General features: G+C 70.4%; 23 protein-coding genes. 5 read left to right on the top strand and 18 right to left on the bottom strand.

From position 1 onward, the window contains the following. Nucleotides 1–47: 47 nt before the first annotated feature. Nucleotides 48–899: an ABC transporter ATP-binding protein gene (locus tag Air01nite_RS05235; RefSeq protein ID WP_203700646.1), complete on the top strand. Its 852-nt coding sequence runs from the start codon at nt 48–50 to the stop codon at nt 897–899. Beyond that, nucleotides 896–1,717: an ABC transporter permease gene (locus Air01nite_RS05240; RefSeq protein WP_203700647.1), complete on the top strand. Its 822-nt coding sequence runs from the start codon at nt 896–898 to the stop codon at nt 1,715–1,717. Before Air01nite_RS05235 ends, Air01nite_RS05240 begins: the two co-directional genes overlap by 4 nt. Nucleotides 1,718–2,442: 725 nt before the next feature. Here the strand turns inward: Air01nite_RS05240 and Air01nite_RS05245 are convergent. Next, nucleotides 2,443–3,024 carry a cob(I)yrinic acid a,c-diamide adenosyltransferase gene (locus Air01nite_RS05245; protein ID WP_203700648.1) on the bottom strand — a complete coding sequence of 194 codons (582 nt, stop codon included), beginning with the start codon at nt 3,022–3,024 and terminating at the stop codon, nt 2,443–2,445. Between Air01nite_RS05245 and murA the strand changes: the two genes are divergently transcribed. Beyond that, nucleotides 3,023–4,420, top strand: a complete 1,398-nt coding sequence (gene murA, locus Air01nite_RS05250; RefSeq protein WP_203700649.1) for a UDP-N-acetylglucosamine 1-carboxyvinyltransferase — start codon at nt 3,023–3,025, stop codon at nt 4,418–4,420. The genes Air01nite_RS05245 and murA overlap by 2 nt on opposite strands. 376 nt (nt 4,421–4,796) lie before the next feature. Here murA and Air01nite_RS05255 read toward each other — a convergent pair whose 3' ends face one another. Further along, on the bottom strand, nt 4,797–5,021 hold the full coding sequence (locus tag Air01nite_RS05255) for a hypothetical protein (RefSeq protein WP_203700650.1): 225 nt from the start codon (nt 5,019–5,021) through the stop codon (nt 4,797–4,799). Between the two features lie 170 nt (nt 5,022–5,191). Here Air01nite_RS05255 and Air01nite_RS05260 point away from each other — a divergent pair, with 170 nt between their 5' ends. Beyond that, nucleotides 5,192–6,052, top strand: coding sequence for a 3-hydroxyacyl-CoA dehydrogenase family protein (locus Air01nite_RS05260; RefSeq protein WP_203700651.1), 861 nt, complete (start codon nt 5,192–5,194; stop codon nt 6,050–6,052). 2 nt (nt 6,053–6,054) lie between these two features. Here the strand turns inward: Air01nite_RS05260 and Air01nite_RS05265 are convergent, their stop codons facing one another. The 12 genes from Air01nite_RS05265 to Air01nite_RS05320 all read right to left on the bottom strand — a co-directional run bounded on the left by Air01nite_RS05265 (nt 6,055) and on the right by Air01nite_RS05320 (nt 15,860). Continuing rightward, nucleotides 6,055–6,513 carry a DUF2550 domain-containing protein gene (locus Air01nite_RS05265; RefSeq protein WP_203700652.1) on the bottom strand — a complete coding sequence of 153 codons (459 nt, stop codon included), beginning with the start codon at nt 6,511–6,513 and terminating at the stop codon, nt 6,055–6,057. A gap of 13 nt (nt 6,514–6,526) precedes the next feature. Then, a complete protein-coding gene (locus tag Air01nite_RS05270) occupies nt 6,527–6,808 on the bottom strand; it encodes a F0F1 ATP synthase subunit epsilon (protein ID WP_203700653.1) in 282 nt (93 codons plus the stop codon). Nucleotides 6,809–6,952: 144 nt separating this feature from the next. Then, entirely contained in the window at nt 6,953–8,185 is a 1,233-nt protein-coding gene (locus Air01nite_RS05275) for an LCP family protein (RefSeq protein ID WP_203700654.1), read from the bottom strand. Nucleotides 8,186–8,413: 228 nt separating this feature from the next. Further along, entirely contained in the window at nt 8,414–9,859 is a 1,446-nt protein-coding gene (gene atpD, locus Air01nite_RS05280) for a F0F1 ATP synthase subunit beta (protein WP_373310320.1), read from the bottom strand. After that, the gene (locus Air01nite_RS05285; protein ID WP_203700656.1) at nt 9,856–10,785 is read right to left on the bottom strand and encodes a F0F1 ATP synthase subunit gamma; all 930 of its coding nucleotides are present in this window, start codon (nt 10,783–10,785) and stop codon (nt 9,856–9,858) included. The genes atpD and Air01nite_RS05285 overlap by 4 nt, the downstream gene beginning before the upstream one ends. Nucleotides 10,786–10,792: 7 nt before the next feature. Beyond that, complete coding sequence (gene atpA, locus Air01nite_RS05290; protein ID WP_203700657.1) at nt 10,793–12,436, bottom strand: F0F1 ATP synthase subunit alpha; 1,644 nt, start codon at nt 12,434–12,436, stop codon at nt 10,793–10,795. Nucleotides 12,437–12,500: 64 nt separating this feature from the next. Next, entirely contained in the window at nt 12,501–13,322 is an 822-nt protein-coding gene (locus Air01nite_RS05295) for a F0F1 ATP synthase subunit delta (protein ID WP_203700658.1), read from the bottom strand. Continuing rightward, nucleotides 13,322–13,849 carry a F0F1 ATP synthase subunit B gene (locus Air01nite_RS05300; RefSeq protein ID WP_203700659.1) on the bottom strand — a complete coding sequence of 176 codons (528 nt, stop codon included), beginning with the start codon at nt 13,847–13,849 and terminating at the stop codon, nt 13,322–13,324. The genes Air01nite_RS05295 and Air01nite_RS05300 overlap by 1 nt, the downstream gene beginning before the upstream one ends. A 28-nt stretch (nt 13,850–13,877) precedes the next feature. After that, on the bottom strand, nt 13,878–14,111 hold the full coding sequence (locus tag Air01nite_RS05305) for an ATP synthase F0 subunit C (RefSeq protein ID WP_116068989.1): 234 nt from the start codon (nt 14,109–14,111) through the stop codon (nt 13,878–13,880). A gap of 93 nt (nt 14,112–14,204) precedes the next feature. Next, nucleotides 14,205–14,999: a F0F1 ATP synthase subunit A gene (gene atpB / locus Air01nite_RS05310; protein WP_203700660.1), complete on the bottom strand. Its 795-nt coding sequence runs from the start codon at nt 14,997–14,999 to the stop codon at nt 14,205–14,207. 13 nt (nt 15,000–15,012) lie between these two features. After that, entirely contained in the window at nt 15,013–15,270 is a 258-nt protein-coding gene (locus Air01nite_RS05315; protein WP_203700661.1) for an AtpZ/AtpI family protein, read from the bottom strand. Nucleotides 15,271–15,416: 146 nt separating this feature from the next. Beyond that, entirely contained in the window at nt 15,417–15,860 is a 444-nt protein-coding gene (locus Air01nite_RS05320; protein ID WP_203700662.1) for a hypothetical protein, read from the bottom strand. Between the two features lie 158 nt (nt 15,861–16,018). On the opposite strand from Air01nite_RS05320, the gene Air01nite_RS05325 reads away from it, so the two are divergent. Continuing rightward, on the top strand, nt 16,019–17,542 hold the full coding sequence (locus Air01nite_RS05325) for an SDR family oxidoreductase (RefSeq protein ID WP_203700663.1): 1,524 nt from the start codon (nt 16,019–16,021) through the stop codon (nt 17,540–17,542). Here Air01nite_RS05325 and Air01nite_RS05330 read toward each other — a convergent pair. Genes Air01nite_RS05330 through prmC form a run of 4 tightly spaced genes read right to left on the bottom strand, consistent with a single transcriptional unit; the run spans nt 17,463 to nt 20,260 of the window. Further along, on the bottom strand, nt 17,463–18,122 hold the full coding sequence (locus tag Air01nite_RS05330; RefSeq protein ID WP_203700664.1) for an L-threonylcarbamoyladenylate synthase: 660 nt from the start codon (nt 18,120–18,122) through the stop codon (nt 17,463–17,465). The genes Air01nite_RS05325 and Air01nite_RS05330 overlap by 80 nt on opposite strands. 10 nt (nt 18,123–18,132) lie before the next feature. Beyond that, a complete protein-coding gene (locus Air01nite_RS05335) occupies nt 18,133–18,753 on the bottom strand; it encodes an arsenate reductase/protein-tyrosine-phosphatase family protein (protein WP_203700665.1) in 621 nt (206 codons plus the stop codon). 2 nt (nt 18,754–18,755) lie between these two features. Next, nucleotides 18,756–19,400: an L-threonylcarbamoyladenylate synthase gene (locus Air01nite_RS05340; RefSeq protein WP_203700688.1), complete on the bottom strand. Its 645-nt coding sequence runs from the start codon at nt 19,398–19,400 to the stop codon at nt 18,756–18,758. After that, nucleotides 19,400–20,260, bottom strand: coding sequence for a peptide chain release factor N(5)-glutamine methyltransferase (gene prmC / locus Air01nite_RS05345; RefSeq protein ID WP_203700666.1), 861 nt, complete (start codon nt 20,258–20,260; stop codon nt 19,400–19,402). Before prmC ends, Air01nite_RS05340 begins: the two co-directional genes overlap by 1 nt. Between the last annotated feature and the right edge of the window lie 2 nt (nt 20,261–20,262).

Genomic DNA, 20,262 nt, shown 5'->3' on the forward strand with positions numbered 1-20,262 from the left:
TCGCCCCAGAGTGCCCCTCCGCGAACGCGAAAGGCATCATGTCTGTCATGACGCAGGAGGAGCCCGCGATCGCGGTCAGTGGTTTGCGCAAGGCATATGGCGACAACGTCGCCGTGGCCGGCGTCGACCTGGAGGTGCGTCGGGGCGAGGTGTTCGCGTTGCTCGGCCCCAACGGCGCGGGCAAGACCACGACCGTCGAGATCCTCGAGGGCTACCGCCACCGTGACGGCGGCTCGGTCAGCGTGCTCGGCGCCGACCCGCAGCATGCCGACAAGGCGTGGCGGTCCCGGGTCGGCATCGTCCTGCAGGGCACGGGCGAGTTCGACGACCTGACGGTCAGCGAGGTGGTGCGCCACTTCGCGGGCTTCTACCCCAACCCCGACGACCCGGCGACGGTGATCAGGCGGGTCGGCCTGGGCGACAAGGAGCGGGCTCGCACCCACACCCTCTCGGGCGGCCAGAAGCGCCGGCTCGACGTGGCGCTGGGCATCATCGGCCGGCCCGAGTTGCTCTTCCTCGACGAGCCGACGACCGGGTTCGACCCGGAGGCACGGCGCGAGTTCTGGGATCTCATCCGCGACCTCTCCGCTGCGGGCACGACGATCGTGCTGACCACCCACTACCTCGAAGAGGCCGAGGCGCTCGCCGACCGGCTGGCGGTCATCGCGGGCGGCTCCCTGATCGCGGTCTCGACCCCGCAGGCGCTCGGCGACCGGCAGAGCGCGCCGGCGACCGTGTCGTGGCGCACCGCCGACGGCACAGTCGAGCGCAAGGAGACCTCGACGCCGACGGCGTTGATCGCCGAGATCGCCACCGGCTTCGGCGGTGAGGTCCCAGGTCTCACCGTGACCCGGCCGACGCTCGAAGACGTCTACCTGACGATGATCGGACACCGATGACCGCTCTAACGCAGACACCAGCCACGGCGGGCCCGCTGGCGCTCGGCCTCCGGCAGGGCGGCCTCGAGATCAAGCAGTTCAGCCGCAGCCGCGAGGCCGTGGTCTTCACGATGGCCTTCCCGGCCATCATGATCGTGATCTTCGCGTCGATCTTCGACGGTGAGATCGGCGGCGGGGTCAACTTCACCCAGTACTTCATCACCGGCATGATCGCGACCGGCCTCCTGTCGGTCGGCTTCCAGAGCCTGGCGATCCAGATCCCGGCCGAACGCGACCGCGGCGTGCTCAAGCGCCTCCGCGGCACCCCGATGCCGCAGTGGGTCTATTTCGCCGGCAAAGTGATCATGGTCTTTGTCGTCGGCCTGGTGGAGACCGCGGTCCTGCTCGCGGTCTCGACGCTGTTCTTCGGCCTGGAGCTACCCGGCTCGGGCGCCCGCTGGCTGACCTTCCTCTGGGTGGGCGTGCTCGGCATCTCCGCGTGCACGCTGTGCGGCATCGCGTTCTCCTCGGTCGCCCGCACGGCCCGCAGCGCGCCCGCGGTGGTCACCCCGGTCGCCCTGATCCTCCAGTTCATCTCGGGCGTCTTCTTCGTCTTCACCAACCTCCCGACCTGGATGCAGCAGGTCGCGGCGATCTTCCCGCTGAAATGGATGTGCCAGGGCCTACGCTCGGTCTTCCTACCGGACTCCTTCGCCGCCCAGGAGCCGGGCGGCTCCTGGGAACTGGGCAAGGTAGCCCTCGTGCTGGGCGCCTGGTGCGTCATCGGCCTGATCCTCTGCATCACCACGTTCCGCTGGACAACCAAGCGCGACGGCTGACCCGCGACGCACCTCGCCGACGCGCGAAAGACCGCCGCGCGCGGCCGGACGGGCATGCGCAGCCGCGCCAGCCACGGCGTGGGCGGCTCTGGAACTGCCTAGCGTGCGGCCAGGCCAGTGCGCGCCCCACGGACCGCCGCCGCAGCGGGCCCGACACGGCCAACCAGCTACGCGCCCGGCCCGGTCGCCCGCCACGGATTGCCGCATTCGCCTCGCGGTCGCGCTGAGTGGGCCGGCGCTTCGTCGCATGCGGTCCGCGGGTGCGACCGCGACCGCCGCAGCCGCCCCGAGGTCGGCAATGGCGCGTTGCCGCACCTGGCGCGGCAGGGGCCCTGCGTGGTCTGCGGCCACGCGTGGCGCGGGCCGCAGCCGCGCGGGCGCGGGGCACCACGCGCCGTCGCGCGGGAGCCGTGGCCCTGGGCGCAGGCCGCAGGCGCGCGGGCGCGGGCACCGCCGCGCCGTGGCGCGGGTTGCTGTGGCGCGGGGGACGCTGTGGCGCCGGGCGCGCGCCGCCGTCGCGAGGGGTCCCAAGCCAGACCCGCCTTGCTCTGGTTATCGTTGTTGTCATCGTGGCTACCACCCGCACCCACCGAGATGACACCCTTGGGTCGCTGATGAGGGCGCGATTTGTTGGGCTTGGCGACCGCGGACCTGGCAGCGAAGCGGAGCGAGCGGTGCCTGGCGGGAGCGACGGTCGCGCCCCCGACGGACCCGAGTTCGATGCCCTAGGTGTTCTTTCGGCCCCCGCCGGGCACCCAGAGCACATCGCCGCCGGGATTGGCCGTTCTTGACAGGATGAACAGCAAGTCCGAGAGCCGGTTGAGATACTTTGCCGGGAGCGTGCTGGTTCGGTCGGGATCCTCCGCGATCAGTGACCACGCGGCGCGTTCCGCGCGGCGGGCGATCGTGCGCGCCACGTGCAGCAGCGCGGCTCCCGCGGTGCCGCCAGGGAGGACGAAGGAGTCGAGCTTGGACAGCCGGCCGTTGAACTCGTCGCACCAGCCCTCCAACCGTTCGACGTATTCCTCGGTCACCCGCAGCGGCGGGTACGCGGGTTCCGGCTCCACCGGGTTCGCCAGGTCGGCGCCGACGTCGAACAGGTCGTTCTGGATCCGGGCCAGCACCTCGCGCACCTCCCCGGAGAGGTCGCCGAGCGCCAGCGCGACGCCCAGCGCCGCGTTGCATTCGTCGACGTCCGCGTACGCCGTGATCCGCGGGTGGGTCTTCGCCACCTGCTCGTTGTTGACCAGTCGGGTCGAGCCGGTGTCGCCGGCCTTCGTGTAGATGCGGGTGAGGTGGACGGCCATGACAAACAGCGTACGGACGCCCTCGCGGGACGACCTCGGGGCCGGCACACCGACAGTCACTCCTACGATGGCCGACGTGGATCTGATCCGGGTCGAGGGCGGCGCGCGGCTGGCCGGCGAGGTCGCCGTCGTCGGCGCCAAGAACTCCGCGCTCAAGCTGATGGCCGCCGCATTGCTGGCGCCGGGGCGCAGCGTGATCACCAACGTGCCGCGCATCACCGACATCGCGATCATGGCGGAGGTGCTGCGCCGGCTCGGTTGCGAGGTGGAGATCACGCCTGACGTGATGCCACCGGGGCGGGAGGGGCCGCCGACCTCCGTCGTGGTGACCATCGACGTGCCGGACGAGCCGGGCACCGAGGCCGACTACGACCTGGTCCGCCGGCTGCGCGCGTCGATCGCCGTCCTGGGGCCGCTGCTGGCCCGCCGCGGCTACGTGCGGGTCGCCCACCCCGGCGGCGACGCCATCGGCTCCCGCGGCCTGGACATGCACGTCGCCGGGCTCGCCCGGATGGGCGCCGAGATCTCCGGCGAGCACGGCTTCGTGATCGCCTCGGCCCCGCAGGGCCTGCAGGGAGCCACCATCTGGCTCGACTTCCCCAGCGTCGGCGCCACCGAGAACCTGGTCATGGCCGCCGCTCTCGCCAAGGGCAGCACCGAGATCGACAACGCCGCGCGCGAGCCCGAGATCGTCGACATCTGCTCCATGTTGATCGAGATGGGCGCCAAGATCGAGGGCGTCGGCACCTCCACGTTGCGGATCGAGGGGGTCGAGACCCTTTCGCCGGTACGCCACGCCACTGTCGGCGACCGCATCGTCGCCGGCACGTGGGCCTTCGGCGCCGCGATGACCCGCGGCGACGTGCAGGTCAACGGCGTCGACCCGACGTTCCTCGAGATCGCCCTGGACAAGCTCGTCTCCGCGGGCGGTGCGGTCGAGGCACAACCAACAGGATTCCGGGTACGCATGGACGATCGCCCCAAAGCGGTCGATGTCGTGACACTCCCGTTCCCGGGCTTCGCCACCGACCTCCTCCCGATGGCCATCGGCCTGGCCTCGGTCAGCGACGGCGCCTCCCTGGTCACCGAGAACATCTTCGACGGCCGATTCATGTTCATCAACGAGATGGCACGCCTGGGCGCGGACATCAAAACCGACGGCCACCACGCGGTCGTACGCGGCCGCGACCGCCTGTCGAGCGCCCCCGTCCGAGCAACCGACATCCGCGCGGGCGCGGGCCTGGTGATCGCGGCGTTGTGCGCCGACGGCGTCACGGAGATCTCCCACGTCCACCACATCGACCGCGGCTACCCGGACTTCGTCGGCGACCTGGCCGCCCTGGGCGTCGAGGTCCAACGGGCCGCGGCCCCAGAAGACCCACAGTTCTCCTTCTGACACCACCGCGGCGTCCCCAGCGCCCTGGGCGCAACGCCGGAGCTGACGGCGCACGGCGGCGGCTTTCGAGCGGATGGAGGGGCCCGCCGGCGGGAACAGCGGACCGCGCCACCAGAGCCACCGCCGGCGCGTCAGGTGGGTCGCCATGCCGTTGGGGCGATCCCGATGGCGATGGGCCGCGGGCAGCTGTTGCGGCGCTGCCCGCCAGGGCTGTGCGGCGGCTGGTTGGCGGGCTTCCGGCGAGTGCCGGGGCTCGTAACATCGCCCCAGCCGGAACGGCCGGTCGCGGAAGAACCAGAGGCGAGTTCCGGCAAGGCTGGTGCTGGGTAGCCGACCGGCGCCTCTGCAGCGGGGGATGAGATCAGGCAGCGGTAGCTCACTCCGCGCTGGGGTCCAGGGCGCCGCCGCCGACCAGGCGGCGGGCGTGGGCCGCGTTTTCTCTGAAGACCAGGATGCGGGTGCGGCCGTTCGTGCCCGGTGCCACCGTCGAGCGGATGCCGTTGGCCGTCAGGCGGCGGCGCAGGGACTCCGCGTCCGCGCCCGTCGCCGGCTGGGCCACCGTTACCAGCAGGCCGAACTCCGGAGCCTCGTTCTCGCCCATGCTGCGCCCCCGCCGCCTAGTTCCAGGTCCCGGACCACCGGCATCTGCTCAGTTTGTCAGTCCGCGAGCCTTTCTCGGGTGCAGTCGGTCACAGCGAGTGGGCTGACCGATCGTTCACCCGGCCTACTAAGTTCCATTGGAGGAACCAAAGACTCAAGGGAGAGTGCGGCATGGCGGGTCGGCTGGCGGTCATCGGGGCCGGGTTGATGGGGTCGGGGATCGCCCAGGTGGCGGCGCAGGCCGGGTGGGAGGTGACGCTCCGCGACCTGGATGACGCGGCCGTCGGGCGCGGAGTCAAGGCGATCAACAAGTCGCTCGAGCGGATGGTCGCCAAGGGCACCATCGACGGCGCGGACGTGGAACCCCTGCTCAGGCGGATCACCACCACCACCGACCTCGGCGCGGCGGCCGACGCCGACATCGTGGTCGAGGCCGTGTTCGAGCGGCTCGACATCAAGCAGGACGTCTTCCGGGAGCTCGACAAGATCTGCAAGGCCGACGCCGTGCTGGCGACCAACACCTCGGCCATCCCGGTCTCCCAGATCGCCGCGGCCACCCAGCGGCCCGAGTCCGTCGTGGGGACCCACTTCTTCTCGCCCGTGCCCATGATGAAGCTCTGTGAGCTCGTCCGCGGCTACAAGACAAGCGATGACGCGCTGGCCAAGGCCAAGACCTTCGCCGAGGAGATCGGGAAGACCGTCGTCGTGGTCAACCGCGACGTCGCCGGGTTCGTCACCACCCGGTTGATCGCCGTGCTGGCGCTCGAAGCCGTCAAGCTCGTCGAGTCCGGGGTGATCTCCGCCGAGGACCTCGACACCGCGTGCAAGCTCGGGTTCGGGCACGCCATGGGCCCGCTGGCGACCATCGACCTGACCGGCGTGGACGTGATGCTGCACGCCGCCCGCAACATCTACACCGACACCGCCGACGAGAAGTTCTTCCCGCCGGAGTTGCTCCAGCGCATGGTGGTCGCGGGCGACCTCGGTCGGAAGACCGGCAAGGGGTTCTACGACTACGAGCAGAAGAGCTAGGGCTAGGCCGCGGGCGGCCAGTCGGTCGCCGAGAGGTGGTTGCGCTGGTAGTTCGGCGGGCCCGCCTCGATCCAGGACGAGAAGCCGGTGACGGTGGAGAGCGCCATCGCGATCTCCACCGGAGCCTGGTGGCCGACGCAGCGGAGAATGATCCAGTCGGCGGGCATCGTGAGCCGTTCCTGGCCCTCGGGGAGGCGGCGGCTCGCCACCGTCAGACCCCGGCGGGACAGCACGCGTTTGGGGCGGATGGCGAAGCTGAACACCCTGTACCAGCGCATCTCGTCGCCGACGAAGCGGGCGAAGCCCGGTGACCAGCCCCGACCGACCAGCAGGGTCGAGACGCGCAGGTCACAGCGGATCGTGCCGCCGGCGCGGGCGTAATACGCCCGTCGGGCGAACAACAGGACGATCGCGGCGAGGAGCAGGCCGAGGCCGATTGCGATCCATTCGATGATCAGCATCGGCCCGGCTCCGTCAGCGAGCCGAGGCTTCGGCTGGCGTGGCGCTTTCGGCCAAGACCGTCACGCCCGTCTCCGTTACGGAGAGGAATCCGCCGGCTACGTCGTAGGCGAGGGTCTGGCCGCCGTCGAGCTTGATGCGGATCTGGCTCGGCTCGGCCAGCTGGCCGAGCAGCGGCGCGTGGCCCGGCAGCACACCCAGCTCGCCCTCGGTGGTGCGGGCGACGAGCATCTCTGCTTCGCCGGTCCACACCTTCTGCTCGACGGACACGAGCTCGACATGGAGTCGATTTGCCACTCTGGCTCCTCTTCGACGCCGGACCGGGGCGAGGGGATCGCCCGGTGTCGCGGTGGAATTGGAGTGAAGTCTAATCGGCGCCCGCGCCTGAGACGGACCAGGGGTGCCACCTGTGAACGGCGGCACCCCCGGACGCGAGGTCGGTCACTTGTCGCGGTTGATCAGCTCCGGATGGCTGGCGATGAAGGCGTCGGTCGTCTCGTTCTTGATGGACGCGAAGAAGTCGGTCGCGACCGGCTTCAGACCCTCGCCGAGGTATTTCCCGTTCTCGCTGATGCCGCCGCCCGGCAGCTTGATCATGGTGATCGAGTCCTGCCGCATGCCCTTCAGCGCGAAGCCGAACTCGGCCACGCTGTGGCCACGGCCGTTGAACACCAGCGCCTCGCCGGCCGCCCGCAGCACCTTGTCGAGCTTGGGCAGGTCGGTCATCACGTTCTTGCTGAGCACCTGCTGGGCCATCGCCTTGACGAACTGCTGCTGGTGCCGCTGGCGCCCGTAGTCACCACCCTCGACCGTGTAGCGCTGCCGCACGTAGTCGAGCGCCTGCCAACCCTGGAACTTGTGCGTGCCCTTGGTGTAGCGGGCCTGCGGGCCGTAGTAGGGGTGGGCACAGCCGCCGCAGTCCCGCATCGGGCGGGCCTTGCCGCTGGGCTGCAGGTGCTCCGAGAGCACCTCGGCCTCGTCGACGTACATGGTCACGCCGCCCATGGCGTCCACGATCTTCTTGAAGCCCGAGAAGTTGATGATCGCGCCGGCGTCGAAGCGCGCGATCCCGGTGTAGTTGCTGATCGTCTTCGACAGCAGCTCGAAACCCTTCGCCCGGTCGGGTGTGCCACCGCCCTGGACCCGCGCCCCGTGCGACATCGCCGCGTTGAGCTTTTCGCGGCCGCCGTTGTAGCCGGACTTCGGGAAGGCCGGGATGTCGACGAGCGTGTCCCGCGGGAGGGAGAACAGGTAGCCCCGGTCGAGCGACGCCGGGATGTGCATGATCATGACGGAGTCGGCCAGCGGCAGCGTCGTCGTGTTGCGCGGGTCGATGCCGACCAACAGGATGTTGAGCGGGCCCTTGATGTCGCTCTTGGCCTCGACCTTGGCGCCGTCGCCGAAGAGGTCCTCGGTGGTGACCGCACCCTCGTAGCGGGCCAGCAGCGCCTCCGAGGTGACCAGCAGACCGCCGCTGGCGACCATCAGGATCGCGCCGAGGATGGTGCAGTAGCGCGCCCACCGCGGGATACCGGACCGCTTCTTCTTCGCGGTGGCGGAGGAGACACCCGCAGGGCCGCCGAAGTCCGGCGGGAGAGCGCCCGGCGTGGCCCTGCCGGTCGCACCGCGCCCGGTCGAGCGGCCCGATGAACCGCTGCCCGACCTTCTCGCCATCGAAACTCCTTGTCGTCGATCCCCCGTTGCCGCTTCCGTTATGGAGACGTGTGCGGCAGGGCTCGCGGTTGCGGTCGAGAGCCTATATCTCACGCCTGAATACGGACGCCCGGGTCGGCCGCCGTGCGAAATCGGGCCAAACCATTTACTGTGCGGCAACACGCGCGCGACAAAACGCAACGATCCAGGCACCCACCGGGGTGCCTGGATCGCTGTGAGTGAGGACGCTCAGTCCTTCATCAGCTCCGCGGCCTTGCGCTCGAGGTCCTCGAGCCCGCCGCACATGAAGAAGGCCTGCTCGGGGAAGTGGTCGTACTCGCCCTCGGAGATCTTCTTGAACGCCTCGATGGTCTCCTTGATCGGCACCGTCGAGCCGGGCACGCCGGTGAACTGCTCCGCGGCGTAGGTGTTCTGCGAGAGGAACCGCTCGATCCGGCGGGCCCGCTGCACCGTCACCTTGTCGTCCTCGGAGAGCTCCTCCATGCCGAGGATGGCGATGATGTCCTGCAGGTCCTTGTAGCGCTGCAGGATCCGCTTGACCTCGGACGCGACGTTGTAGTGCTCCTGGCCCACGAACTGCGGCGCGAGCAGGGTCGACGAGGACGCCAGCGGGTCAACCGCCGGGTAGATGCCCTTGTCGGAGATCGACCGCTCCAGGTTGGTGGTCGCGTCGAGGTGCGCGAACGTCGTGGCCGGCGCCGGGTCGGTGTAGTCGTCGGCGGGCACGTAGATCGCCTGCATCGAGGTGATCGCCTGGCCCCGGACCGAGGTGATCCGCTCCTGCAGCTGGCCCATCTCGTCGGCCAGGGTGGGCTGGTAACCCACCGCGGACGGCATGCGGCCGAGCAGCGTGGAGACCTCGGAACCGGCCTGGGTGAAGCGGAAGATGTTGTCGATGAAGAGCAGCACCTCCTGCTTCTGCACGTCGCGGAAGTACTCCGCCATCGTCAGCGCGGAGAGGGCGACGCGCAGCCGGGTGCCCGGCGGCTCGTCCATCTGGCCGAACACCAGCGCGGTCTGCGGGAGCACGCCGGACTCGGCCATCTCCGTGATGAGGTCGTTGCCCTCACGGGTGCGCTCGCCGACGCCGGCGAACACCGAGGTGCCACCGAAGTTGCGGGCCACGCGGGTGATCATCTCCTGGATGAGCACCGTCTTGCCCACACCCGCGCCGCCGAACAGGCCGATCTTGCCACCCTTCACATAAGGGGTGAGCAGGTCGATGACCTTGATGCCGGTCTCCAGCATCTCCGTCTTCGGCTCGAGGTCGGCGAACTTCGGGGGCTCGCGGTGGATCGGCCACCGGTCCTTGACCTCGAACTTCTCGCCCTCCTTGAGGTTGAGCACCTCGCCGATGGCGTTGAAGACGTGGCCCTTGGTGATGTCGCCGACCGGGACGGTGATGCCCGAGCCGGTGTTCTCCACCTCGGCGCCGCGGACCAGACCGTCGGTGGGCTGCATCGAGATCGCCCGCACCATGTTGTCGCCGAGGTGCTGCGCGACCTCGAGGGTCAGCGTCTTGTCGCCCTCGGCCAGCGACACCTTCACGTGCAGGGCGTTGTAGATCTCCGGCATGGCGTCACGCGGGAACTCCGCGTCGACGACCGGGCCGATGACCCGGACGACACGGCCGTTGGCCGTGGTGGTCTCAGCTTCGACAGTCGCAGTCATCACGCTTCACTTCCCGCCGCGGCCAGCGCGTTCGCGCCGCCGACAATCTCACTGATCTCCTGGGTGATCCCGGCCTGCCGCGCCGCGTTCATCTGGCGCGTATAGGTCTGGATGATGTCCTCCGCGTTGTCGGTCGCGCTCTTCATCGCCCGCCGGCGCGCCGCCGACTCGCTGGCCGCGGAGTCCAGCAGGGCCGCGTAGATGCGGGTGTTGACGTAGCGCGGCAGCAACGCGTCGAGCAGCGCCTCGGCCTCGGGCTCGAACTCGTACGCCGGCAGCAGCCCCTCGGACTTCGGGCGCTCCTCGACCTGCATCGGGCCGATGATGCGGGTGACCGGCGTCTGGGTCAGCAGCGACTTGAACTGCGTGTAGACGATGTGCAGCTCGTCGACCCCGGTGACCGTGTCGGCGCCCGGACCGTCGTCGGTGTCGTCCGCACCGTGGGTGAACGCCTCGATCAGCGTGTCACCCACCGTGCGGGCGTCCTCGAACGTCGGCTGCTCCGAGAAACCGGTCCAGCTCGCCTCGATCGGCCGCTGCCGGAAGCGGTAGTAGCCGACGCCCTTGCGGCCGATGACGTACAGCACCGGCTCCTTGCCGTCCTCGCGCAACCGCGCGACGAGCGACTCGGCGGTGCGGATCGCGTTGGTGCTGTAGCCGCCGGCCAGGCCCCGGTCGCTGGTGATGAGCAGCACCCCGGCCCGGCGCACCCGCGGGCGCGGGGTGAGCAGCGGGTGGTCGACGCTGGCGTTGGACGCCAGCGCCGTCAGCACACCCGTGATCGCCTGGGCGTAGGGCAGCGACGCATCGACCCGCGCCTGCGCCTTGGCGATGCGGCTCGTCGCGACGAGCTCCATCGCCTTGGTGATCTTCTTCATGCCCTTCGCCGAGCGGATGCGCTGGCGAAGGACGCGTACCTGGGCCGCCATGCGGTGCCTACGCCTTCTCTGCCGGCTGGTCGGTGTACCGGGTCACCGACTCGCTCTCGAGCTCACCCTCGGTGGGCTCGGCCGGCGGCTCGTTGACCGTGGTCGTCTCGCCCCGGGCCAGGAAGTTCTCCTTGAAGCCCGTGATGGATTTGTCGAGCGCGGCGATGATGTCGTCGTCCCACTGGCCGTCGGCGATCGCCTGCAGCGTCGCCTTGTCGTGCCGGCGCACGTGGTCGAGGAAGTCCGCCTCGAACCGCCGCACGTCGCCGACCGCGATGTCGTCGAGCTTGCCCTCGACACCCGCCCAGACGACGACCGCCTCTTCCTCGACCGGGTACGGCGAGTAGTTCGGCTGCTTGAGCAGCTCGACCAGGCGGGCGCCACGCTCGAGCTGGGCGCGGGACGCGCGGTCGAGGTCCGACGCGAACGCGGCGAACGCCTCGAGCTCGCGGTACTGCGCGAGGTTGAGCCGCAGCGAGCCGGACACCTTGCGGACCGGCTTGACCTGGGCGGCGCCGCCGACCCGGGACACCGAGGTGCCGACGTTGATGGCCGGCCGGACGCCCTGGTTGAACAGGTCGGGCTCGACGAAGATCTGGCCGTCGGTGATCGAGATGACGTTGGTCGGGATGAAGGCCGAGATGTCGTTGGCCTTCGTCTCGATGATCGGCAGGCCGGTCATCGAACCGCCACCCAGCTCGTCGGAGAGCTTCGCGCAGCGCTCCAGCAGGCGGGAGTGCAGGTAGAAGACGTCACCGGGGTACGCCTCACGGCCCGGCGGGCGACGCAGCAGCAGGGAGACGGCGCGGTAGGCCTCGGCCTGCTTCGACAGGTCGTCGAAGACGATCAGGACGTGCTTGCCGGCGTACATCCAGTGCTGGCCGATCGACGAACCCGTGTAGGGCGCGATGTACTTGAAGCCGGCCGGGTCGGACGCGGGCGCGGTGACGATGGTGGTGTATTCCATCGCGCCGGCCTCGTCGAGGATGCCCTTGATCGACGCCACGGTCGAGGCCTTCTGGCCGATCGCGACGTAGATGCAGCGGACCTGCTTCTTGGGGTCGCCGGACTCCCAGTTGGCCTTCTGGTTGAGGATCGTGTCGAGCGCGATGGTGGTCTTGCCGGTCTTGCGGTCGCCGATGATCAGCTCGCGCTGGCCACGGCCGATCGGGATCATCGCGTCGATCGCCTTGATGCCGGTCTGCAGCGGCTCGCTGACGGACTGGCGGGCCATGACGTTGGGCGCCTGGAGCTCGAGCTCGCGGAAACCCTCGTTCTCGATCTCACCGAGGCCGTCGACCGGAGCGCCGAGCGCGTCGACCACGCGGCCGAGGAACTTGTCCCCGACCGGCACGGACAGGACGCGGCCGGTGCGCTTCACGCGCTGGCCCTCGTCGATGCCGGCGAAGTCGCCCAGGACCACGACGCCGATCTCGCGGGCGTCGAGGTTCAGCGCCACGCCGAGCGTGCCGTCCTCGAACTCCAGCAGCTCGTTGGCCATGGTCGAGGGCAGGCCCTCGACGTGTGCGATGCCGTCACCGGCGTCGGCGACGGTGCCGACCTCCTCGCGGGAGATGTCGGGCGTGTAGGAGGAGACGTAGCGCTCCAGGGCGCCGCGGATTTCCTCCGACGAGATGGTCAGCTCGGCCATCCTCTGCTTCCTCTATTCAGGCCCGGGTTACCGGTGCGGTGTCAGGGTCTAAGCGGGCGGGGTGTCAGCGCTGGGAAAGCGCCTTGCGGGTGTCGTTCAGGCGGCGCAGAACCGTGCCGTCGTAGAGGTCGGAGCCGACAAGCACGCTCATGCCGCCCAGCACCTGCGGATCGACCGTCTGCTTGACAGTGACGTCTCGACCGTACAGTTGTGACAGCTTGGCGCCCAACCGGCGCTCCTCGTCATCGGACAGCGGTGCTGCGACGGTGACATAAGCGACCTGGCGATCGCGCCGTTCAGCGGACATTTCCACCATGCGGCTCAATGCCGCCTGGAACGACCGCCCGCCGAAGCCGCCGAGCGCCACCTCGACGAGCCGCAGGGTCACCGGCTTGGCCTTGCCCTCCAGGAGCGACGAGGCCAGCTCGGCCCGCTGCGCGGGCGGCGCGACCACATCGGAGAGCGCACTGGACAGCGCCGGCGAGCCGTCGACGACCTGCCCGAAACGGAACAGCTCGTCCTCGACGTCGGCGAGGTCGTCGGCGCGGTCGGCGCTGGCGAGCAGCGCCTCGACGCCCAACCGCTCGGTCGCGTCGAGCAGCTCGGTCGCGGCCGACCAGCGGCCGCCGGCCAGGGTGGTGGCCAGCCCGAGCGTCTCGTCGCCGACCTTGCCGGCGAGCAGCGAGCGGATCAGCTCCGCCCGGTCCTCGCCGGGCCGGCCCGGGTCCGACAGCGCCCGCCGCAGCGTCGGCTGCCGGCGGAGCACGTCAGCCACCGACAGCAGCTCGTCGCCGGTCGTCGCGAGGTCGGCGGCGGGCGCCGAGGCCGCGTAGGAGTCCAGCCGCTCCGCGGCGGAGCGGAAGGACTCCCGGCTGACGCCCTGCATCAACGGCTCCCGGTCGACTCGAGCTCGGACAGGAACCGGTCAACCGTGCCACGGCGGCGCGCCTCGTCGGTGAGCGACTCACCGACGATCCGGCCGGCCAGGTCGACGGCGAGCGTGCCGACCTCGGCCCGCAGCTCGCGCACGATCTGCTGACGCTCGGCGTTGAGCTGCTCGCGCCCGGCGGCGATGATCCGCTCGGACTCCTCGCGGGCCCGCACCTGGATCTCCTGCCGGATCTCCTCGGCGTCGGCACGCGCGTCGTCGCGGATCTTCGCGGCGTCGGTGCGTGCTTCGGCCAGCTGGGCCCGGTACTGCTCGAGCAGCTTGTTGGCCTCGGACTGCGCCTCTTCGGCGCGCTTGAGGCCACCCTCGATCGCGTCGACCCGCGCCTTGAAGGTCTCCTCCATGCGCGGGAAGACGAACTTCATGAGCACGAAGCAGAGCACCGCGAACGCGACGCCGCCAACCACGATCTCCTGCCAGAGCGGAAGGATCGGGCTGTGCTCGACTGCTGCGCTAAGGATCATGGAAACCTCCCGTTCGAAGGTTGGGGTCTTAGGAGCCGGTGGCCCAGATGAAGCCGAACGCGATGCCGAACAGCGCGAGCGCCTCAACCACGGCGAAACCGATCCAGACGAACGGCAGGGTCATGCGCGACGACTCGGGCTGGCGCGCGGTCGACTGGATGTAGGACGCGAAGATCAGCCCGACGCCGATGCCCGGACCGATGGCGGCGAGGCCATATCCGATAGCGGCGAGGCTGCCACTAACTCCTGCGGCGATGTCCATTGCTGAGGTTCCTCCTGGTTATCACGCGTGACGTTCACGCGGGACGGACAACTGTTGGTGCGGGGGTGGACCACTCGTCCCGAGGGGCCGGGATCAGTGCTCCTCCGAGACCGCGCCTTGGATGTAGCTCGCGGTCAACACGGTGAAGACGTAGGCCTGCAGGAAGACCACCAGCAGCTCGAGCAGGGTCAAAGCGATGGTCATCAACCAGGACAGCACCGAGATGGGCGCCAGGGCGGGCGTCGCGTTCAACATGGCGAAGCCGCCGAGCGTGAAGACGAGCAGCAGCATGTGCCCGGCGAACATGTTGGCGAACAACCGGACCGCGAGCGAGAACGGCCGCACCAGGAAGGTCGAGAAGAACTCGATCGGGATCAGGATCGGCAGCACGAACCACGGCGCCGGCGGAATGAGCGAGTTGCGCATGTATTTGCGGAACCCGAACTTCTTGATGCCGACGTAGTTGAAGAGCACGTAGCTGATCAGCGCCAGGAATGCCGGGAACGCGATGTGCGAGTTCGGCGAGATCTGGGCGATCGGGACGATGCTCCACAGGTTGTTGAAGACGATGAACAGCAGCAGCGTGGTGAAGTACGGCGCGAAGCGCACGCCCCGGGCGCCCAGCATCTCGACCGCGATGTTGTTGCGGACGAAGCCGTAGGACGACTCCGCGATCCACTGCGCCTTGCCGGGAACCAACTTGGGCTTCCGGTACGCGAGCAGGAAGAACACGATGATGATCGCGGTGCTGAGCCACACCAGCGCCGTGATCTTCGTGAACCACAGCGAGTTGAGCCCGCCCCACGGCACGATGGAGGGCAGGTAGAAGTCGCCCACCTCTGGTGGAAACGGAACCTCGCTCGCGAGAGCGACCGCCTGTCCGATCACCGCGTCCCTTCCCTCATGAACTGCCGGGCCCCGGTGGTGGGGCGCCGATTCGCTGGATGACCAGGTAGATCCCACCAGCGCAACCGATCACCACACCGATGCCGGTGATCACGCCGCCGGTGTGGACCCATCGGTCGACCAGCCAGCCGATGAACCCCCACACCAACATCCCGCCGATGAGGTAGGACAGGGCGGTCCAGCCGAGGTCGGCCCCCGTCGGCTGTGCGTCGGGGTCCTTGTCGGAGTGTTGCGAGGGTGGGTCACCGGCCATGACGCGGGAACCGTATCAGCCGGTAGAGGGAGGCGAAGACTCGACCCCCGCACGCTCATGCAGCGCGGGGGTGATGGGATGATGAATCTGCCTCTGCGCTCACGCTACTCCTCCGACCCCTGATGTGGGGTCACCGAAGGGTCGCGTTAACGACGAAATCCTCGGGCGTGCACCGTCACGATCCACCAGATCTGGGTCGCTGTCCACGCCAACACGCCAGCCACGATGCCTACGGAGAGTGGCTTGAGCCCGGGCCAGCCCGTGGTCGCCACGACCAGCATCAGGCCGCCGAGCACGCTCAGCTTGGCCACGTAAACGCCCATGCCGAACGGCATCACGAGCTTCGGGTCGAGCCGGTCGGCCCAGGCGATGGCCAACGTGGACACCAGGAAGCTGGCGGTCGCGACGAGCACGCCCAGTGGCGCCGCGTAGGCGCCCACCCCGCCCGCGAACACGCCGCCCAGGACCGCCGCGCCGGCGGTCATCACCGCGGCGGCGATCAGGATGGGCGGCAGGTGCCGCAGCCGCCAGTTGCGGTCCTCGGGGGTCGCGGTCGGTTCGGCCGGAGTGGGTACGGAGGTCGTCGACATTGCGGAGCAGTCTACGTGCGCCCGCCAAGTCTCCCGGAACGCGCCATAGATTCGGATAAGCCCGGACAAATCAGCGCCGCCCGGGAAACCTATGGCGAACTCTGGGTGACGATCCGGATACCGCCCGAGCCGGCGACGGGAGCCGCATAGTGAGAGAGATGAAGTGTCTGGTCACCGGCGCCACCGGTTACATCGGCGGCCGCCTGGTCCCCCGCCTGCTCGACGCCGGTCACGAGGTCCGCTGCCTGAGCCGCTCGCCGGAGAAGCTGCGCGACGTGCCCTGGGCCGACCGGGTCGAGGTGAGCAAGGGCGACCTCGGTGACCCGGCCTCCCTGCCGGCCGCGTTCGCCGGCGTCGACGTCGCCTACTTCCTCGTCCATTCGCTCGGCCGGCCCAACTTCGAGGACCTCGACCGGGCCAACGCCGAGGCGTTCGCGGCCGCGGCCAGGGACGCCGGCGTGCGGCGGATCGTCTACCTCGGCGGCCCCGAGCCCCCGCCGGGCAGCCACAGTTCCGCACACCTGCGCTCACGCGCCGGGGTCGCCCGGATCCTGCTCGAGAGCGGCACGCCGACCGCGGTGCTGCGGGCGCCGGTGATCATCGGCTCCGGCTCCGCGTCGTTCGAGATGCTCCGCTACCTGACCGAGCGCCTGCCGGCCATGGTCACGCCGCGCTGGGTGCGCAACCGGATCCAGCCGATCGCCGTCCGCGACGTCCTGCACTACCTGATCGGCGCGGCCACGCTGCCGGCCGGCGTCAACCGCGGCTTCGACATCGCCGGACCGGACGTGCTGACCTTCGCCGAGATGATGCAGCGGTACGCCGTCGTGGCGGGACTCCCCCGGCGCCTGATCGTGCCGGTCCGGCCGTTGACACCCGGGCTCTCCTCGCACTGGGTCGGCTTCGTCACCCCCGTGCCCAACTCGATCGCCCGACCGCTGGTGGAGAGCCTCATCCACGAGGCGGTGGCGCACGAGCACGACATCGCGGCGTACGTGCCGGACCCGCCCGACGGCCTGACCGGATTCGACCGCGCGGTGCGGCTGGCGCTGCGCAAAATCCGCGACCTGAACGTGGAGACCCGCTGGTCCGGCGCCGGCTCGCCGGCCGAGCCGCTGCCCACCGACCCGCAGTGGTCCGGCGGCAGCGTCTACACCGACGTACGCGAGCGGGTGGTCGACGCCGACGCCGGGATGCTGTGGCGGGTGATCGAGGGGGTCGGCGGCGAGAACGGCTGGTACTCGTTCCCGCTCGCCTGGTCGGTGCGGGGCTGGCTCGACCGGCTGGTCGGCGGCGTCGGGCTGCGCCGGGGCCGGCGGGATCCGCAGCGGCTCTACATCGGCGACGCGCTCGACTTCTGGCGGGTCGAGGAGATCGTGCCGGGCGACCTGCTCCGGCTGCGCGCCGAGATGCGCCTGCCCGGCCGGGCGTGGCTGGAGATGCGCGCCGAGCCGGATGGCCCGGGCCGGTCCCGCTACCGCCAGCGGGCGGTGTTCCTGCCGCACGGGCTGGCCGGGCACGCGTACTGGGCGGCGGTCTCGCCGTTCCACGCGCTGATCTTCGGTGGCATGGCCCGCAACATCGCGCGCGGCGCCGAGCACCCTAGCGAGCCAGGGTCTCCTGTACCTGCGCCGCCGAGACCGGGCCTTCGCGGAGCACCCGCGGACCGTCCGGATCGGTGAGCAGCACCAGCGTCGAGGCCAGCGAGTGCCGGATCGACGCGTGGTCGACCACCACCGGCAAGGACTCCGACGTGTCCCACTCGAGCTCGGCGAGCACGTCGGCGTCGACCGGCCGCGACTCGGCGCCGGACGGGTTGAGGCTGGTCGCGGTCACCGGGACACCGGCCGCCGCGATCACCTGCAGGGTCGCCGGGTGGTCCGGCACCCGGATGCCGACCGTGCCCTGGTGGGTCACCAGCTTGTCGGGCAGTTCGCTGGTCTTCTCGACGACCACGGTCAGCGGCCCGGGCGTGAACGCGCCGATCACCTTGCGGGCGTCGGGCGTCAGCTTCGCGAAGTGCGCGGCCATCTCGAGCGAGGCGCAGGCGATGTGCATCGGGTGGGCGAGGTCGCGCCGCTTGGCCTTGAAGACCCGCAGCACCGCCGCCTCGATCGTGGCCGCGGCGGCCAGCATGTAGCCGGTCTCCGTCGGCAGCACCGCGAGCCCGCCACCGGCGAGCACGGCCGCGACGTCCTCGGCGTCGCCGAGCCGGAGCAGCCCGGACGGCGAACCCGGCGCCAGCCAGCGGGCGTTGACCATGTCTGTCCCCTCAGGACGGGATGAGCAGGCGGGCGAGCGGCACGACGGTCTCCTCGATCTCGTCGGCCACCCGGCTGAACGTCTGGTCGCCGCGGCCCCACGGGTCGTCGAGGTCGTCGGCGGGCAGCGGCGCGGCGCCCCGGCGGGCGGCGTCGACCGCTTCGACCAGGGCCACACCGCGGGCGTACACGGCATCAGGTGTGAGGGAGCCGTCGGGCAGCGCCGCGGGGTCGACCACCGGCAGCAGGCGGCCGAACTCGCCGAGCACGAACGTGCGGGCCGCGGCGTCGGGGCGCAGGGCGACCACGTAGTCCTGCTGATCGGCGGTGGCCGTGAGGACCAGGTCGGCGGCGTCGATGTGCTCCGAGAGGAGCTTGCGCGCGGCGAAGCCGGTGGGGTCGCCGCCGCGGGCGCGCACCTGGCGGGCGGCCGGCGGGTTCATCTCCTCGCCGTCGTGCCATCCACCGGTGCCGGCGCTGTGGCTGTGCACCAGGGCGTCGGCCTCCGGCACGGCCGTTCCCGCCGGCACGCGGGTCAACCGCTGCCGGACCGAGAGGGCGAGCAGGCGCTCGGCCATCGGGGAACGGCAGATGTTGCCCATGCAGACGTGCAGGACGGTGAACGGCGGCACGGTCACAGCTCCGGGCCGGCGATGCCGGGGACCACGTCGCGCAGCTTCTCGATCGGGATGCCGCCCTCGCGCAGCAGGCGCGGCACGTCGCCGGTCACGTCCACCATGGTGCTGGGCACCGGGTCGGCGCTCGGGCCGGCCTCGAGGTAGACGCGGACCGCGTACTCGAGCTGCTCGCGGGCCTCCTCGGCGGTGGTGGGCGCGGGCTGGCCGGACTTGTTGGCGGAGAGCACCGCCATCGGGCCGGTCTCGCGCAGCACCTCGAGGGCCACCGGGTGCAGCGGCATCCGCACCGCGATCTGCCCGCCGGTCTCGCCGAGGTCCCACTGCAGGGTGGGCGAGTGCTCGATGATGATCGTCAGCGGGCCCGGCCAGAACGCCTCGACCAGGTCACGGGCCGCCTGCGGCAGCGAGAAGACCAGGCCGTCGAGGGTGTGCCGGGAGCCGACCATCACCGGCGGCGCGGCCGCCCGGTCGCGTCCCTTGGTGGTCTGCAACTGCGACACCGCGTACGGCGTGAACGCGTCGGCGCCCAGCCCGTAGACCGTGTCGGTCGGGAACACCACCAGCTCGCCGGATTTGACCGCCTCGATCGCGGCGGCGATCCCCCGGTCACGGTCGGCGATCGACCGGCAGTCATAGAGCATCACGAGGAGCCAGTCTGCCACGACGGGCTGCCCTCGATGCGGCGGGCAGTGGTGAATCGAGGACGGCCGGTGAGATCGTCATGCGGTTCAATCCGGTCAAACCCACCGTGTACGCGCAACAGCTCCGGTACCGCCGCGCCGTGCTCCTCATCGTGCTCGATGGCCAACGCCCCACCGGGCCGCAGCAGCTCGGCCGCCCGGTCGATCACCGGACGCACCACCACCAGCCCGTCCGGCCCGCCGAACACCGCGGTCGCCGGGTCGTAGCGGTCGACCTCCGGCGGGACCGGCGTGCCCGACGGGACGTACGGCGGGTTGCTGAGCAGCACGTCCACCCGGCCCCGCAGGTCGGCGAGCAGACCCGGGTCGGTCACGTCGCCGGCCACGACCCGGGTGCCCGGCGCCAGCTCGGCGGCGTTCCGGCGCAGCCAGTCCAGGGCGGCCGGGGACTTCTCGACCGCGTACACGGTCGAGGCCGTGACCTCGGAAGCCACCGACAGCGCGATCGGGCCGGGCCCGGCGCACAGGTCGACCACCACGGGGTCGGTCAGCGCACGGGCGACGTCGATGCCCCAGCCGGCGAGCAGCTCGGTCTCGGGCCGGGGCACGAACGCGCCCGGGCCGACCGCCAGCTCCAGGTGCCGGAAGGCGGCCGTACCCGTGATGTATTGAAGGGGTTCGCGGGCGACCCGGCGATCGACCAGCCGCCGGAACGCGTCGGCCTGCGCGGCGGTGGCCCGGTCGGCCAACAGGAGCCGGCCGCGCGACACGCCGAGAACGAAGGCCGCCAGCAGCTCGGCGTCGTTTCGCGGTGATTCGACCCCCGCGGACGCCAACCGGTCGGTGGCATCGGCGATCATTG

The organism is Asanoa iriomotensis (genome assembly GCF_016862515.1).
Classification (GTDB): Bacteria; Actinomycetota; Actinomycetes; order Mycobacteriales; family Micromonosporaceae; genus Asanoa; species Asanoa iriomotensis.

Bases quoted from the DNA above. Each gene is read 5' to 3' on its own strand.
- Air01nite_RS05240 (WP_203700647.1), top strand. From the start codon at position 896: ATGACCGCTCTAACGCAGACACCAGCCACGGCGGGCCCGCTGGCGCTC.
- murA (WP_203700649.1), top strand. From the start codon at position 3,023: ATGACAAACAGCGTACGGACGCCCTCGCGGGACGACCTCGGGGCCGGC.
- Air01nite_RS05235 (WP_203700646.1), top strand. From the start codon at position 48: ATGACGCAGGAGGAGCCCGCGATCGCGGTCAGTGGTTTGCGCAAGGCA.
- Air01nite_RS05325 (WP_203700663.1), top strand. From the start codon at position 16,019: ATGAAGTGTCTGGTCACCGGCGCCACCGGTTACATCGGCGGCCGCCTG.
- Air01nite_RS05285 (WP_203700656.1), bottom strand. From the start codon at position 10,785: ATGGCGGCCCAGGTACGCGTCCTTCGCCAGCGCATCCGCTCGGCGAAG.
- Air01nite_RS05300 (WP_203700659.1), bottom strand. From the start codon at position 13,849: ATGATCCTTAGCGCAGCAGTCGAGCACAGCCCGATCCTTCCGCTCTGG.
- Air01nite_RS05330 (WP_203700664.1), bottom strand. From the start codon at position 18,122: ATGGTCAACGCCCGCTGGCTGGCGCCGGGTTCGCCGTCCGGGCTGCTC.
- Air01nite_RS05265 (WP_203700652.1), bottom strand. From the start codon at position 6,513: ATGCTGATCATCGAATGGATCGCAATCGGCCTCGGCCTGCTCCTCGCC.
- Air01nite_RS05320 (WP_203700662.1), bottom strand. From the start codon at position 15,860: ATGTCGACGACCTCCGTACCCACTCCGGCCGAACCGACCGCGACCCCC.
- Air01nite_RS05260 (WP_203700651.1), top strand. From the start codon at position 5,192: ATGGCGGGTCGGCTGGCGGTCATCGGGGCCGGGTTGATGGGGTCGGGG.
- prmC (WP_203700666.1), bottom strand. From the start codon at position 20,260: ATGATCGCCGATGCCACCGACCGGTTGGCGTCCGCGGGGGTCGAATCA.
- Air01nite_RS05255 (WP_203700650.1), bottom strand. From the start codon at position 5,021: ATGGGCGAGAACGAGGCTCCGGAGTTCGGCCTGCTGGTAACGGTGGCC.
- Air01nite_RS05295 (WP_203700658.1), bottom strand. From the start codon at position 13,322: ATGCAGGGCGTCAGCCGGGAGTCCTTCCGCTCCGCCGCGGAGCGGCTG.
- atpA (WP_203700657.1), bottom strand. From the start codon at position 12,436: ATGGCCGAGCTGACCATCTCGTCGGAGGAAATCCGCGGCGCCCTGGAG.
- Air01nite_RS05340 (WP_203700688.1), bottom strand. From the start codon at position 19,400: ATGCTCTATGACTGCCGGTCGATCGCCGACCGTGACCGGGGGATCGCC.
- Air01nite_RS05305 (WP_116068989.1), bottom strand. From the start codon at position 14,111: ATGGACATCGCCGCAGGAGTTAGTGGCAGCCTCGCCGCTATCGGATAT.
- Air01nite_RS05315 (WP_203700661.1), bottom strand. From the start codon at position 15,270: ATGGCCGGTGACCCACCCTCGCAACACTCCGACAAGGACCCCGACGCA.
- Air01nite_RS05245 (WP_203700648.1), bottom strand. From the start codon at position 3,024: ATGGCCGTCCACCTCACCCGCATCTACACGAAGGCCGGCGACACCGGC.
- Air01nite_RS05275 (WP_203700654.1), bottom strand. From the start codon at position 8,185: ATGGCGAGAAGGTCGGGCAGCGGTTCATCGGGCCGCTCGACCGGGCGC.